We start from the raw sequence: 13,992 nt of genomic DNA on the forward strand, positions 1-13,992 counted from the left end.
CGACGCATGAAAGCAGCGGCAAAAACGCACAAGCCAAAACGCCAGGAAGAACAAGCCAACTTTATCAGTTGGCGTTTTGCGTTACTGTGCGGCTGTATTTTGCTGGCACTGGGTTTTCTGCTGGGGCGCGTTGCCTGGCTGCAAATCATCGCGCCGGACATGCTGGTGCGTCAGGGCGACATGCGCTCTCTGCGCGTACAGGAAGTGTCCACATCGCGCGGGATGATTACTGACCGTTCAGGTCGTCCGCTGGCGGTGAGCGTTCCGGTTAAGGCGATTTGGGCCGACCCAAAAGAGGTGCATGACGCAGGCGGCGTAAGCGTTGGTGAACGCTGGAGAGCGCTGTCGACCGCGCTGAATCTCCCGCTCGATCAACTGGCTTCCCGCATTAACGCCAACCCGAAAGGGCGCTTTATCTATCTGGCGCGTCAGGTAAACCCTGACATGGCTGACTACATCAAAAAACTGAAGCTGCCAGGCATTCACCTGCGCGAAGAATCCCGCCGTTACTATCCTTCCGGAGAAGTGACCGCTCACCTTATCGGTTTTACTAACGTCGACAGCCAGGGGATTGAAGGCGTTGAGAAGAGCTTCGATAAATGGCTCACCGGGCAACCGGGCGAACGCATTGTACGTAAAGACCGTTATGGCCGCGTCATTGAGGATATTTCCTCTACCGACAGCCAGGCGGCGCATAACCTTGCGCTGAGTATCGATGAGCGTTTACAGGCGCTGGTCTACCGTGAACTGAATAACGCCGTGGCGTTTAACAAGGCGGAGTCAGGCAGTGCGGTACTGGTGGATGTGAACACCGGTGAAGTGCTGGCGATGGCCAACAGCCCGTCCTACAACCCGAACAATCTCACCGGTACGCCGAAGGATGCGATGCGTAACCGTACGATTACCGACGTGTTTGAACCGGGTTCCACCGTCAAACCGATGGTGGTGATGACGGCGCTGCAGCGTGGCGTGGTTCGCGAAAATACCGTACTTAACACTATCCCTTACCGAATTAATGGCCATGAAATCAAAGACGTGGCGCGTTATAGCGAATTGACCCTCACCGGGGTTTTGCAGAAGTCGAGTAACGTCGGTGTTTCCAAGCTGGCGTTAGCGATGCCGTCCTCAGCGTTAGTAGACACTTACTCACGTTTTGGGCTGGGAAAAGCGACCAATTTGGGGTTGGTCGGAGAACGCAGTGGCTTATATCCTCAAAAACAACGGTGGTCTGACATAGAGAGGGCCACCTTCTCTTTCGGCTATGGGCTAATGGTAACGCCGTTACAGTTAGCGCGAGTCTATGCAACGATCGGCAGCTATGGCGTTTATCGGCCACTGTCGATCACCAAAGTTGACCCTCCTGTTCCGGGCGAGCGTATCTTCCCGGAATCAACCGTGCGTACCGTGGTGCACATGATGGAAAGCGTGGCGCTGCCCGGCGGCGGCGGCGTGAAGGCGGCGATTAAAGGCTATCGTATCGCCATTAAAACCGGTACGGCGAAGAAAGTAGGGCCGGATGGCCGCTACATCAACAAATACATTGCTTATACCGCAGGTGTTGCGCCTGCGAGTCAGCCGCGCTTCGCGCTGGTTGTTGTTATCAACGATCCGCAGGCGGGTAAATACTACGGTGGCGCCGTTTCCGCGCCGGTCTTTGGTGCCATCATGGGCGGCGTACTGCGCACCATGAACATCGAGCCGGATGCGCTGACAACGGGCGATAAAAATGAATTTGTGAATAATCAAGGCGAGGCAACAGGTGGCAGATCGTAATTTGCGCGACCTTCTTGCTCCATGGGTGCCGGGTGCACCGGAGCGAGCACTGCGGGAGATGACGCTCGACAGCCGTATGGCTGCATCGGGCGATCTCTTTGTCGCAGTATTGGGTCATCAGGCGGACGGGCGTCGATATATCCCGCAGGCGATAGCGCAAGGTGTGGCTGCCATTATTGCAGAAGCAAAAGATGAAGCTACTGACGGTGAAATCCGTGAAATGCACGGCGTTCCAGTTATCTATCTCAGTCAGCTTAACGAACGTTTATCTGCACTGGCGGGCCGCTTTTACCACGAGCCTTCTGAAAAAATGCGACTGGTCGGTGTGACCGGGACCAACGGTAAAACCACCACCACCCAATTGCTGGCACAGTGGAGCCAACTGCTTGGCGAAACCAGCGCGGTGATGGGAACAGTCGGCAATGGCCTGCTGGGCAAAGTGATCCCGACGGAAAATACCACCGGCTCAGCCGTTGATGTCCAGCATGTGCTGGCAGGGCTGGTTGCACAAGGCGCAACGGTTGGCGCGATGGAGGTGTCTTCACACGGTCTGGTTCAGCATCGCGTGGCGGCGCTGAAGTTTGCCGCATCAGTATTTACCAACTTAAGCCGTGACCATCTTGATTACCACGGCGACATGGAACATTACGAAGCCGCGAAATGGCTGCTGTATTCCACGCACCATTGCGGCCAGGCCATCGTTAATGCGGATGATGAAGTCGGTCGTCGCTGGTTGGCCAAACTTCCGGATGCGGTTGCCGTATCGATGGAGGACCACATCAACCCGAACTGTCACGGTCGTTGGTTAAAGGCGATTGACGTGAATTATCACGACAGCGGGGCAACAATTCGTTTTACCTCCTCATGGGGTGACGGCGAAATTGAAAGTCGCCTGATGGGCGCGTTTAACGTCAGCAATCTGCTGTTGGCGCTGGCAACGCTGCTGGCGTTGGGATATCCGTTAGCTGATTTACTGAAAACGGCGACACAATTACAGCCGGTTTGTGGGCGCATGGAAGTGTTCAGCGCGCCGGGTAAAACCACCGTTGTGGTTGATTATGCCCATACGCCAGATGCGCTGGAAAAAGCGCTGCAGGCGGCACGTCTGCACTGTACTGGCAAACTGTGGTGCGTCTTTGGCTGCGGCGGCGATCGCGACAAAGGCAAACGTCCGTTGATGGGCGCGATTGCCGAGCAGTTTGCTGATGTTGTCGTGGTGACCGATGACAACCCGCGTACCGAAGAGCCGCGCGCCATTATTAACGACATTCTGGCGGGTATGCTGGATGCCGGACAGGCGAAAGTGATGGAAGGTCGTGCAGAGGCTGTGACAAACGCCATTATGCAGGCGAAAGAAAACGACGTGGTGCTGGTGGCCGGGAAAGGTCACGAAGACTACCAGATCGTTGGCTCGCAGCGCCTCGACTATTCTGACCGCGTCACGGCAGCGCGTCTGCTGGGAGTAATCGCATGATTAGCGTAACGCTCAGCCAACTGGCGGAGATCCTCCGTGGCGAACTGAAAGGAGTCGATCTGACTCTTGATGCGGTGACAACCGATACGCGTAAAGTTACGCCGGGCTGCCTGTTTGTGGCGCTGAAAGGTGAGCGCTTCGACGCCCACGATTTTGCTGATAAGGCAAAAGAGGGGGGAGCAGGTGCGCTGTTGGTCAGTCGTCCGCTGGATATCGATCTGCCGCAACTGATTGTGAAAGATACACGCCTCGCGTTTGGCGAGCTGGCGGCATGGGTACGCGCTCAGGTTCCGGCGCGCGTTGTCGCGCTGACCGGCTCTTCCGGTAAAACGTCCGTCAAAGAGATGACCGCATCCATTCTGAGTCAGTGTGGCAACACCTTATATACCGCGGGCAACCTGAATAACGACATCGGCGTACCGATGACGCTGTTGCGCTTAAACAACGATTACGACTATGCCGTGATTGAGCTTGGCGCTAATCATCAGGGCGAAATCGCCTGGACCGTTGGTCTGACGCGTCCGGAAGCGGCGCTGGTGAATAACCTGGCGGCCGCGCATCTGGAAGGCTTTGGTTCACTGGCGGGCGTTGCGAAGGCAAAAGGTGAGATTTTTACCGGCCTGCCAGCGAACGGAATCGCCATTATGAATGCCGACAACAACGACTGGCTGAACTGGCAGAGCATTATCGGCGATCGCAAAGTCTGGCGCTTCTCTCCGAATGCGGCCAACAGCGACTTTTCGGCGGCCAATGTTCATGTGACTTCACACGGCACAGAGTTTTCTCTGCAAACGCCAACCGGAAGCATTGATGTTCTGCTGCCGCTGCCGGGTCGTCACAACATTGCTAACGCCCTGGCGGCGGCTGCGCTCTCTATGGCGGTAGGCGCGACGCACGAAGCGATTAAAGCGGGTCTGAAGGAGCTGCAAGCGGTACCGGGGCGTCTGTTCCCGATTCAACTGGCAGAAAATCAGCTACTGCTGGATGACTCCTATAACGCAAATGTCGGGTCAATGACCGCAGCGGTAAACGTGCTGTCCGAAATGCCGGGCTACCGCGTGCTGGTCGTTGGCGATATGGCAGAGCTTGGCGCGGAAAGCGAAGCATGCCACGTACAGGTGGGTGACGCTGCGAAGGCTGCAGGTATCGACCGTGTGCTGAGTACAGGGAAACTGAGTCAGGCAATTAGCCATGCCAGCGGTGTGGGTGAGCATTTTGCGGATAAAACCGCGTTGACCGCGCATCTTAAGGCGCTGATTGCAGAACATCAGATTATGACGATTTTAGTGAAGGGTTCACGTAGTGCCGCCATGGAAGAGGTAGTACGCGCATTACAGGAGAATGGGACATGTTAGTTTGGCTGGCCGAACATTTGGTCAAATATTATTCCGGCTTTAACGTCTTTTCCTATCTGACGTTTCGCGCCATCGTCAGCCTGCTGACCGCGCTGTTCATCTCTTTGTGGATGGGCCCGCGCATGATCGCCCGCTTGCAAAAAATGTCCTTTGGACAGGTCGTGCGTAACGACGGTCCGGAATCACACTTCAGTAAACGCGGTACGCCGACCATGGGCGGGATTATGATCCTCACCGCGATTGTTATCTCCGTACTGCTGTGGGCATACCCGTCGAATCCGTACGTATGGTGCGTGCTGGTGGTATTGGTCGGTTACGGCATTATCGGTTTTGTCGATGACTACCGCAAAGTGGTACGCAAAGACACCAAGGGCCTGATCGCGCGCTGGAAATACTTCTGGATGTCGGTGATTGCGCTGGGCGTGGCCTTTGCCCTGTATCTGGCTGGTAAAGATACCCCGGCCACTGAGCTGGTGGTGCCGTTCTTTAAAGACGTGATGCCGCAGTTGGGGCTGTTCTACGTGCTGCTGGCGTACTTCGTGATTGTGGGTACTGGCAACGCGGTCAACCTCACCGATGGTCTGGATGGTCTGGCGATTATGCCGACCGTGTTTGTGGCCGCAGGTTTTGCGTTGGTGGCGTGGGCGACCGGTAACATGAACTTCGCCAACTATCTGCATATTCCCTATTTACGTCATGCCGGCGAATTGGTGATCGTTTGTACGGCAATTGTCGGTGCGGGGTTAGGCTTCTTGTGGTTTAACACTTATCCGGCGCAGGTCTTTATGGGCGACGTCGGATCGCTGGCGCTGGGCGGCGCGCTGGGCATTATTGCCGTGCTCCTGCGTCAGGAGTTCCTGCTGGTGATCATGGGCGGTGTATTCGTCGTAGAAACACTGTCGGTCATTTTGCAGGTTGGCTCCTTTAAGCTGCGCGGACAGCGCATCTTCCGTATGGCGCCGATCCACCATCACTATGAACTGAAAGGCTGGCCGGAACCGCGCGTAATTGTGCGCTTCTGGATTATTTCGCTGATGCTGGTGCTGATTGGCCTGGCAACGCTGAAGGTACGTTAATCATGGCTGATTACCAGGGTAAAAAAGTCGTCATTATCGGTCTGGGTTTGACTGGGCTGTCCTGCGTGGATTTCTTCCTGGCGCGTGGCGTGACGCCGCGCGTAATGGATACCCGCGCGACGCCGCCGGGCCTGGACAAATTACCGGAAGCGGTTGAGCGTCATGTTGGCAGTCTGAATGATGACTGGCTGCTGGCCGCTGATCTTATTGTCGCCAGCCCTGGTATTGCCCTGGCGCATCCTTCGTTGAGCGCCGCCGCCGATGCGGGAATTGAAATTGTCGGCGACATTGAGCTGTTCTGTCGCGAAGCACAGGCACCGATCGTCGCGATCACCGGTTCCAACGGGAAAAGTACAGTCACTACGCTGGTAGGTGAGATGGCGAAAGCGGCCGGTGTGAACGTGGGGGTTGGCGGTAATATTGGCCTGCCCGCGCTGATGCTGCTGGATGACGAACGTGAGCTGTATGTTCTGGAACTGTCGAGCTTCCAACTGGAAACGACCTCCAGCTTACAAGCCGTAGCCGCTACCATTTTGAACGTCACCGAAGACCATATGGACAGATATCCGTTTGGCTTGCAGCAGTACCGTGCGGCCAAACTGCGCGTCTATGAAAACGCGAAAGTGTGTGTGGTCAACGCTGATGATGCGCTGACCATGCCGGTTCGCGGGGCGGATGAGCGTTGCGTGAGCTTTGGCATCAACATGGGTGACTATCACCTGAACCGTCAGCAGGGCGAAACCTGGCTGCGAGTGAAGGGTGAAAAAGTCCTTAACGTAAAAGAGATGACGCTTTCCGGTCAGCATAACTATACCAACGCCCTGGCTGCGCTGGCGCTGGCGGATGCCGCAGGTCTGCCGCGGGCGTCGAGCCTGAAAGCGCTCACCACGTTTACCGGTCTGGCGCACCGTTTCCAGACTGTGCTTGAGCACAACGGCGTGCGCTGGATTAACGATTCTAAAGCCACCAACGTCGGCAGCACTGAAGCCGCGCTGAATGGCCTGCACGTTGACGGTACGTTGCACCTGTTGCTGGGGGGGGACGGGAAATCCGCTGACTTTACGCCGCTGCAACGATACCTGACCGGCGACAACATTCGTCTGTACTGCTTTGGTCGCGATGGCGCGCAGCTTGCCGCTCTGCGACCTGACGTTACGGAACAAACTGAAACCATGGAGCAAGCAATGCGTCTGCTCGCACCGCGCGTGAAGTCGGGCGATATGGTGCTGCTGTCGCCCGCCTGCGCCAGCCTCGACCAGTTCAAGAACTTTGAGCAACGCGGTGACGTCTTTATCCGTCTGGCGAAGGAGTTGGGTTGATGCGCTTATCTCTCCCTCGTCTGAGAATGCCGCGCTTACCGGGACTGGGTGTCCTGGCGTGGTTCTTCGCGGCACTTAAAGGCTGGGTGATGGCTTCGCGTGATAAAGACGCGGACAGCCTGATCATGTATGACCGCATGCTGCTGTGGTTGACCTTTGGTCTGGCAGCGATCGGTTTTGTGATGGTGACATCGGCATCGATGCCCGTAGGGCAACGCCTGGCGGGCGATCCTTTCCTGTTTGCTAAGCGTGACGCACTGTACATCTTCCTCGCCTTCTGCCTGGCGATGGTGACGCTGCGTCTGCCGATGGAGTTCTGGCAAAAGTACAGTACGACGATGCTGATAGCCTCGATCATCATGCTGCTGATTGTGCTGGTGGTGGGTAGCTCCGTTAACGGGGCGTCGCGCTGGATTGCGCTGGGGCCGCTGCGTATTCAGCCTGCGGAATTTACCAAGCTGTCGCTGTTCTGTTACCTCGCCAACTACCTGGTGCGTAAAGTTGATGAAGTGCGTAACAACCTGCGCGGTTTCTTAAAACCGATGGGCGTGATCCTGGTACTGGCTATTTTACTGCTGGCACAGCCTGACCTTGGTACGGTGGTGGTGCTGTTCGTCACTACTCTGGCGATGCTGTTTCTCGCCGGAGCGAAACTGTGGCAGTTCATTGCCATTATCGGCATGGGGATTTCAGCGGTCGTGCTGCTGATCCTTGCCGAACCGTATCGTATTCGCCGCGTAACCTCTTTCTGGAACCCATGGGAAGATCCGTTCGGCAGTGGCTACCAGCTGACGCAATCCCTGATGGCCTTTGGTCGCGGTGAGGTTTGGGGGCAGGGCTTAGGTAATTCAGTCCAAAAACTGGAGTATTTACCAGAAGCGCACACCGACTTCATCTTCGCCATCATTGGGGAAGAGCTGGGTTATATCGGTGTGGTATTGGCACTTTTAATGGTATTCTTCGTCGCTTTTCGCGCGATGTCGATTGGCCGTAAGGCGTTGGAAATTGACCACCGTTTTTCAGGCTTTTTAGCCTGCTCAATCGGGATCTGGTTTAGCTTCCAGGCACTGGTAAACGTCGGTGCGGCTGCGGGTATGCTGCCAACCAAAGGTCTGACGCTGCCGCTGATCAGTTATGGTGGTTCAAGTTTGTTGATTATGTCGACGGCCATCATGTTTTTGTTACGTATTGATTATGAAACGCGTCTGGAAAAAGCCCAGGCGTTTACACGAGGTGCACGATGAGTGGTCAACCGAAGCGGTTAATGGTGATGGCAGGCGGTACCGGCGGGCATGTGTTCCCGGGGCTGGCGGTCGCGCACCATTTAATGGCCCAGGGCTGGCAGGTTCGTTGGCTGGGCACCGCCGATCGTATGGAAGCGGACTTAGTGCCAAAACACGGCATTGAAATTGACTTTATTCGCATCTCCGGTTTGCGTGGCAAAGGCGTCAATGCGCTGCTGGCTGCACCTGTGCGTATTTTTAATGCCTGGCGTCAGGCGCGCGCCATCATGAAGCAGTTTAAACCCGATGTGGTGCTGGGTATGGGCGGCTACGTGTCTGGCCCTGGCGGTCTGGCGGCCTGGTCATTAGGTATTCCGGTTGTACTGCATGAGCAGAACGGCATTGCGGGATTAACTAACAAATGGCTGGCGAAGATTGCCACTACGGTGATGCAGGCTTTTCCTGGCGCTTTCCCGAATGCGGAAGTGGTGGGCAACCCGGTGCGCACTGACGTGCTGGCGCTGCCGTTGCCAAAAGTGCGCCTGGCCGGGCGTGAAGGTCCGGTTCGTGTATTGGTCGTCGGGGGATCTCAGGGCGCACGCGTACTGAACCAGACGATGCCGCAGGTTGCCGCAAAGCTTGGCGACGCGGTGACTATCTGGCATCAGAGCGGCAAAGGCGCGCAGCAGACCGTTGAACAGGCGTATGCCGACGCGGGACAACCGCAGCACAAGGTCACTGAGTTTATTGATGATATGGCAGCGGCCTACGCGTGGGCTGATGTCGTGGTTTGTCGCTCAGGCGCGCTGACGGTGAGCGAAATTGCCGCCGCGGGTTTGCCTGCGCTGTTTGTGCCGTTCCAGCACAAAGACAGACAGCAGTATTGGAATGCGCTGCCGCTGGAGAAAGCGGGCGCCGCCAAAATTCTGGAGCAGCCGCAGTTTACTGTGGATGCCGTCGCCAGCACCCTTGCCGGGTGGTCGCGAGAAACGTTATTAACCATGGCAGAACGTGCGCGCGCCGCATCCATACCGGATGCCACAGAGCGCGTTGCAAATGAAGTGAGCCGGGCTGCCCGGGCGTAATTGTGGTGATGCCTTTTGCATCGCATGAACTAAGAAGTTAATGGCTAAAGAATGAATACACAACAACTGGCAAAACTGCGTTCCATCGTGCCCGAAATGCGTCGCGTTCGGCACATTCACTTTGTCGGCATCGGTGGTGCTGGTATGGGCGGTATTGCCGAAGTTTTGGCCAATGAAGGTTATCAGATCAGCGGTTCTGACTTAGCGCCGAATCCTGTGACGCAGCAGTTGACGAATCTGGGGGCCACGATTTTCTTCAACCATCGCCCGGAAAACGTGCGCGATGCGAGCGTGGTGGTGGTATCCAGCGCTATTTCTGCGGATAACCCGGAAATTGTTGCAGCGCATGAAGCACGTATTCCGGTGATTCGTCGTGCTGAAATGCTGGCGGAGTTAATGCGTTTTCGTCACGGTATTGCTATTGCCGGGACGCACGGTAAAACCACGACTACGGCAATGGTCTCCAGCATCTACGCGGAAGCGGGTCTGGATCCCACTTTTGTCAACGGCGGTCTGGTGAAGGCTGCAGGCGTGCATGCGCGCCTGGGTCATAGCCGTTATTTGATTGCTGAAGCGGATGAGAGCGACGCGTCGTTCCTACATTTGCAGCCGATGGTGGCGATTGTCACCAATATCGAAGCTGACCACATGGATACCTACCATGGCGACTTCGAAAATTTAAAGCAGACGTTTATTAATTTCCTGCATAACTTGCCGTTTTATGGTCGTGCGGTGATGTGCGTTGACGATCCGGTGATCCGCGAACTGTTACCGCGAGTTGGGCGTCAAACCACAACCTATGGTTTCAGTGATGATGCCGATGTGCGCGTTGAAGATTACCAGCAGATTGGTCCACAAGGACACTTCACGCTGGTGCGTCAGGGGATGGCCGATTTACGAGTTACGTTAAACGCGCCGGGTCGTCACAATGCACTGAACGCGGCGGCGGCAGTGGCGGTCGCGACGGAAGAAGGTATTGAAGACGACGCTATTCTGCGCGCGCTGGAAAGTTTCCAGGGTACCGGACGTCGTTTTGACTTCCTCGGCGAATTCCCGCTTGAGCCGGTGAACGGTAAAGCCGGGACCGCGATGCTGGTTGATGATTATGGCCACCACCCAACGGAAGTGGACGCTACGATTAAAGCCGCGCGCGCGGGTTGGCCGGACAAAAACCTGGTGATGCTGTTCCAGCCGCACCGTTTTACGCGTACTCGCGATCTGTACGACGACTTTGCCAACGTGCTGACCCAGGTCGATGCGCTGTTGATGCTGGATGTGTATGCCGCGGGCGAAGCCGCGATTCCGGGTGCCGACAGCCGCTCGTTGTGCCGTACGATTCGTGGCCGCGGTAAGATCGATCCGATTCTGGTATCCGATCCGGCCCAGGTGGCAGAAATGCTGGCACCCGTATTAACCGGCAACGATCTGATTTTGGTGCAGGGCGCTGGAAATATCGGCAAAATCGCGCGTTCCTTAGCTGAAATCAAACTGAAGCCGCAAAACCCGGAGGAAGAACAACATGGCTGATAAAATCGCGGTCCTGTTAGGGGGAACCTCCGCTGAGCGTGAAGTATCGCTGAATTCAGGCGCGGCCGTATTGGCAGGGTTACGCGAAGGTGGTGTAGATGCCCATCCGGTTGACCCTAAAGAGGTCGATGTCACTCTTCTGAAATCTATGGGGTTTCAGAAGGTGTTTATTGCGCTGCATGGTCGTGGCGGTGAAGATGGCACATTGCAGGGCATGCTGGAGCTGATTGGCCTGCCGTATACCGGCAGCGGCGTCATGGCTTCCGCGATTTCCATGGACAAACTGCGCAGCAAGCTGCTGTGGCAGGGCGCAGGTTTACCCGTCGCCCCATGTGTTGCGCTGACCCGCGCTGAGTTCGAAAAAGGTCTTAGCGATGAAGCAGTTACAAAAATTTCTGCGTTAGGCTTGCCGCTGATTGTAAAGCCAAGCCGTGAAGGTTCCAGCGTAGGGATGTCAAAAGTTGAAGAAGAAAATGCTTTGCAGGGTGCATTAGCATTGGCTTTTCAGCATGATGAAGAAGTACTGATTGAAAAATGGCTCAGTGGCCCGGAATTTACAGTTGCGATACTTGGCGAAGAAATTTTACCGTCAATACGTATCCAACCCGCGGGAACCTTCTATGATTATGAGGCGAAGTATCTCTCTGATGAGACACAATATTTCTGCCCTGCTGGTCTGGAAGTCGAACAAGAGGCCCTTTTACAGGAATTAGTCCTGAAAGCGTGGACTGCATTGGGCTGTAAAGGTTGGGGTCGCATTGACGTCATGCTGGACAGCGATGGCCAGTTTTATCTGCTGGAAGCGAATACCTCTCCGGGTATGACCAGCCACAGCCTGGTGCCGATGGCGGCGCGTCAGGCGGGCCTGAGCTTCTCGCAGTTGGTGGTAAGAATTCTGGAGTTGGCGGACTGATATGTCGCAGGCTGCGCTGAACACGCGAAACGGTGATGAAGAAGAAGTAAACTCCTCACGCCGCAATAATGGAACGCGTCTTGCAGGAATACTGTTCCTGCTGACAGTGCTGTGCACCGTGTTTGTCAGCGGCTGGGTAGTGTTGGGATGGATGGAAGATGCGCAGCGCCTGCCATTGTCAAAACTGGTGTTAACCGGTGAACGGCATTACACGCGCAATGATGATATCCGTCAGTCCATCCTGGCGCTGGGCGCTCCGGGAACATTTATGACTCAGGATGTGAACATCATCCAGAGTCAGATTGAACGCCTCCCCTGGATCAAACAGGCGAGCGTCAGAAAGCAATGGCCTGATGAATTGAAGATTCATCTGGTTGAATATGTGCCAATAGCGCGTTGGAATGACCAACATATGGTGGATGCCGAAGGAAATACCTTCAGTGTCCCAACCGGTCGGGCCAATAAGCAGGTATTACCTATGTTGTACGGACCGGAAGGCAGCGCAAGTGAAGTGCTGCAAGGGTTCCGCGATATGGGGCAGGTGCTGGCTAAGGACAGATTCACCCTGAAGGAAGCGGCAATGACCGCTCGTCGTTCCTGGCAGTTGACGCTGAATAACGATATTAAGCTGAATCTGGGCAGGGGCGATACGATAAAACGTTTGGCTCGCTTTGTGGAACTCTACCCGGTTTTACAGCAGCAGGCGCAAACCGATGGCAAACGGATTAGCTACGTTGATTTGCGTTATGACTCAGGAGCGGCAGTAGGCTGGGTTCCCTTGCCTCCTGAGGAATCTAATCAGCAACAGAATCAGGCACAGGCAGAACAACAATGATCAAGGCGACGGACAGAAAACTGGTAGTTGGACTGGAGATTGGCACCGCGAAGGTAGCCGCTTTAGTAGGGGAAGTTCTGCCCGACGGTATGGTCAATATCATTGGCGTGGGCAGTTGCCCATCGCGAGGTATGGATAAAGGCGGGGTGAATGACCTTGAGTCAGTGGTGAAGTGCGTACAGCGCGCCATTGACCAGGCTGAACTGATGGCAGATTGCCAGATCTCTTCAGTGTATCTGGCGCTTTCCGGTAAACATATTAGCTGTCAGAATGAAATTGGTATGGTGCCCATTTCCGAAGAGGAAGTGACGCAGGAAGATGTGGAAAACGTGGTACATACGGCAAAATCCGTACGCGTTCGCGATGAACATCGTGTTCTGCACGTCATCCCGCAGGAATACGCCATCGACTACCAGGAAGGTATCAAAAATCCGGTCGGTCTTTCCGGTGTGCGTATGCAGGCAAAAGTCCACCTTATTACCTGCCACAACGACATGGCGAAGAATATTGTCAAAGCCGTTGAACGTTGTGGTCTGAAAGTTGACCAACTGATTTTTGCCGGGTTGGCAGCCAGTTATTCCGTATTGACGGAAGATGAACGTGAACTGGGTGTCTGCGTGGTGGATATTGGTGGTGGTACAATGGACATCGCCGTTTATACTGGCGGGGCGTTGCGCCACACTAAAGTTATCCCTTATGCAGGGAATGTCGTGACCAGCGATATCGCGTATGCCTTTGGTACGCCGCCGAGCGATGCTGAAGCCATCAAAGTGCGTCATGGCTGCGCACTGGGTTCCATCGTGGGTAAAGACGAGAGCGTTGAAGTGCCAAGCGTTGGTGGTCGTCCGCCGCGTAGCCTGCAACGTCAGACTCTGGCAGAGGTCATTGAGCCGCGTTATACCGAGCTGCTCAACCTGGTCAACGAAGAAATTTTGCAATTACAAGAACAGCTTCGCCAGCAGGGTGTGAAACATCATCTGGCGGCGGGGATTGTGTTAACCGGCGGCGCTGCGCAAATTGAAGGTCTTGCGGCCTGCGCACAGCGCGTGTTCCATACACAAGTACGTATTGGCGCACCGCTGAATATTACCGGTCTGACGGATTATGCCCAGGAGCCGTATTATTCAACGGCGGTGGGGCTGCTGCACTACGGGAAAGAATCCCATTTAAGTGGTGAGGCTGAAGTAGAAAAGCGCGTAACTGCCTCGGTCGGATCGTGGATCAAGCGACTGAATAGCTGGTTACGTAAAGAGTTTTAATTTTTAAAGAGACCGACGCAAATTAACGGTCTCAGGCGACAGGCACTACACAAAGTCATTCAAGTTGCATCGCGGCGGCAACTGAGCGAATCTCCTGGAGCATAGTTTACTATGTCACGGGAGTGAGTGAAGGCAGCCAACAACGAGGCGGCT

11 protein-coding genes are annotated in these 13,992 nt (G+C 55.3%); all 11 read left to right on the plus strand.

Features of this window, described 5'->3' with window-relative positions; all coding sequences use genetic code 11:
* Window positions 1–6 precede the first annotated feature (6 nt).
* From ftsI to ftsA, 11 genes are read left to right on the plus strand one after another with little or no spacing between them, the layout of a single operon-like run.
* Window positions 7–1,773, plus strand: a complete 1,767-nt coding sequence (gene ftsI / locus N0B36_RS11410; protein WP_016151691.1) for a peptidoglycan glycosyltransferase FtsI — start codon at window positions 7–9, stop codon at window positions 1,771–1,773.
* Window positions 1,760–3,247 carry a UDP-N-acetylmuramoyl-L-alanyl-D-glutamate--2,6-diaminopimelate ligase gene (murE, locus tag N0B36_RS11415; protein ID WP_016151692.1) on the plus strand — a complete coding sequence of 496 codons (1,488 nt, stop codon included), beginning with the start codon at window positions 1,760–1,762 and terminating at the stop codon, window positions 3,245–3,247. The genes ftsI and murE overlap by 14 nt, the downstream gene beginning before the upstream one ends.
* Window positions 3,244–4,602, plus strand: coding sequence for a UDP-N-acetylmuramoyl-tripeptide--D-alanyl-D-alanine ligase (murF, locus tag N0B36_RS11420; protein ID WP_259687848.1), 1,359 nt, complete (start codon window positions 3,244–3,246; stop codon window positions 4,600–4,602). The genes murE and murF overlap by 4 nt, the downstream gene beginning before the upstream one ends.
* Window positions 4,596–5,678 carry a phospho-N-acetylmuramoyl-pentapeptide-transferase gene (mraY, locus tag N0B36_RS11425; RefSeq protein WP_016151694.1) on the plus strand — a complete coding sequence of 361 codons (1,083 nt, stop codon included), beginning with the start codon at window positions 4,596–4,598 and terminating at the stop codon, window positions 5,676–5,678. Before murF ends, mraY begins: the two co-directional genes overlap by 7 nt.
* Window positions 5,679–5,680: 2 nt before the next feature.
* Window positions 5,681–6,997 (plus strand): UDP-N-acetylmuramoyl-L-alanine--D-glutamate ligase, encoded by a 1,317-nt coding sequence (gene murD, locus N0B36_RS11430; RefSeq protein ID WP_200108398.1) that lies wholly within the window; start codon window positions 5,681–5,683, stop codon window positions 6,995–6,997.
* Window positions 6,997–8,241, plus strand: coding sequence for a cell division protein FtsW (gene ftsW, locus N0B36_RS11435; protein ID WP_259687849.1), 1,245 nt, complete (start codon window positions 6,997–6,999; stop codon window positions 8,239–8,241). Before murD ends, ftsW begins: the two co-directional genes overlap by 1 nt.
* On the plus strand, window positions 8,238–9,305 hold the full coding sequence (murG, locus tag N0B36_RS11440) for an undecaprenyldiphospho-muramoylpentapeptide beta-N-acetylglucosaminyltransferase (protein ID WP_049281563.1): 1,068 nt from the start codon (window positions 8,238–8,240) through the stop codon (window positions 9,303–9,305). Before ftsW ends, murG begins: the two co-directional genes overlap by 4 nt.
* Window positions 9,306–9,356: 51 nt before the next feature.
* Window positions 9,357–10,832, plus strand: a complete 1,476-nt coding sequence (gene murC, locus N0B36_RS11445) for a UDP-N-acetylmuramate--L-alanine ligase (RefSeq protein ID WP_016151698.1) — start codon at window positions 9,357–9,359, stop codon at window positions 10,830–10,832.
* Window positions 10,825–11,745: a D-alanine--D-alanine ligase gene (locus N0B36_RS11450; protein ID WP_049281561.1), complete on the plus strand. Its 921-nt coding sequence runs from the start codon at window positions 10,825–10,827 to the stop codon at window positions 11,743–11,745. Before murC ends, N0B36_RS11450 begins: the two co-directional genes overlap by 8 nt.
* 1 nt (window position 11,746) lies before the next feature.
* A complete protein-coding gene (ftsQ, locus tag N0B36_RS11455) occupies window positions 11,747–12,580 on the plus strand; it encodes a cell division protein FtsQ (protein WP_003018758.1) in 834 nt (277 codons plus the stop codon).
* Window positions 12,577–13,839 carry a cell division protein FtsA gene (gene ftsA, locus N0B36_RS11460; RefSeq protein ID WP_003018755.1) on the plus strand — a complete coding sequence of 421 codons (1,263 nt, stop codon included), beginning with the start codon at window positions 12,577–12,579 and terminating at the stop codon, window positions 13,837–13,839. Before ftsQ ends, ftsA begins: the two co-directional genes overlap by 4 nt.
* The last annotated feature ends 153 nt before the right edge of the window (window positions 13,840–13,992 follow it).

The sequence above is a fragment of the Citrobacter sp. XY323 genome, assembly GCF_025106035.1.
Lineage (GTDB): Bacteria > Pseudomonadota > Gammaproteobacteria > Enterobacterales > Enterobacteriaceae > Citrobacter > Citrobacter braakii.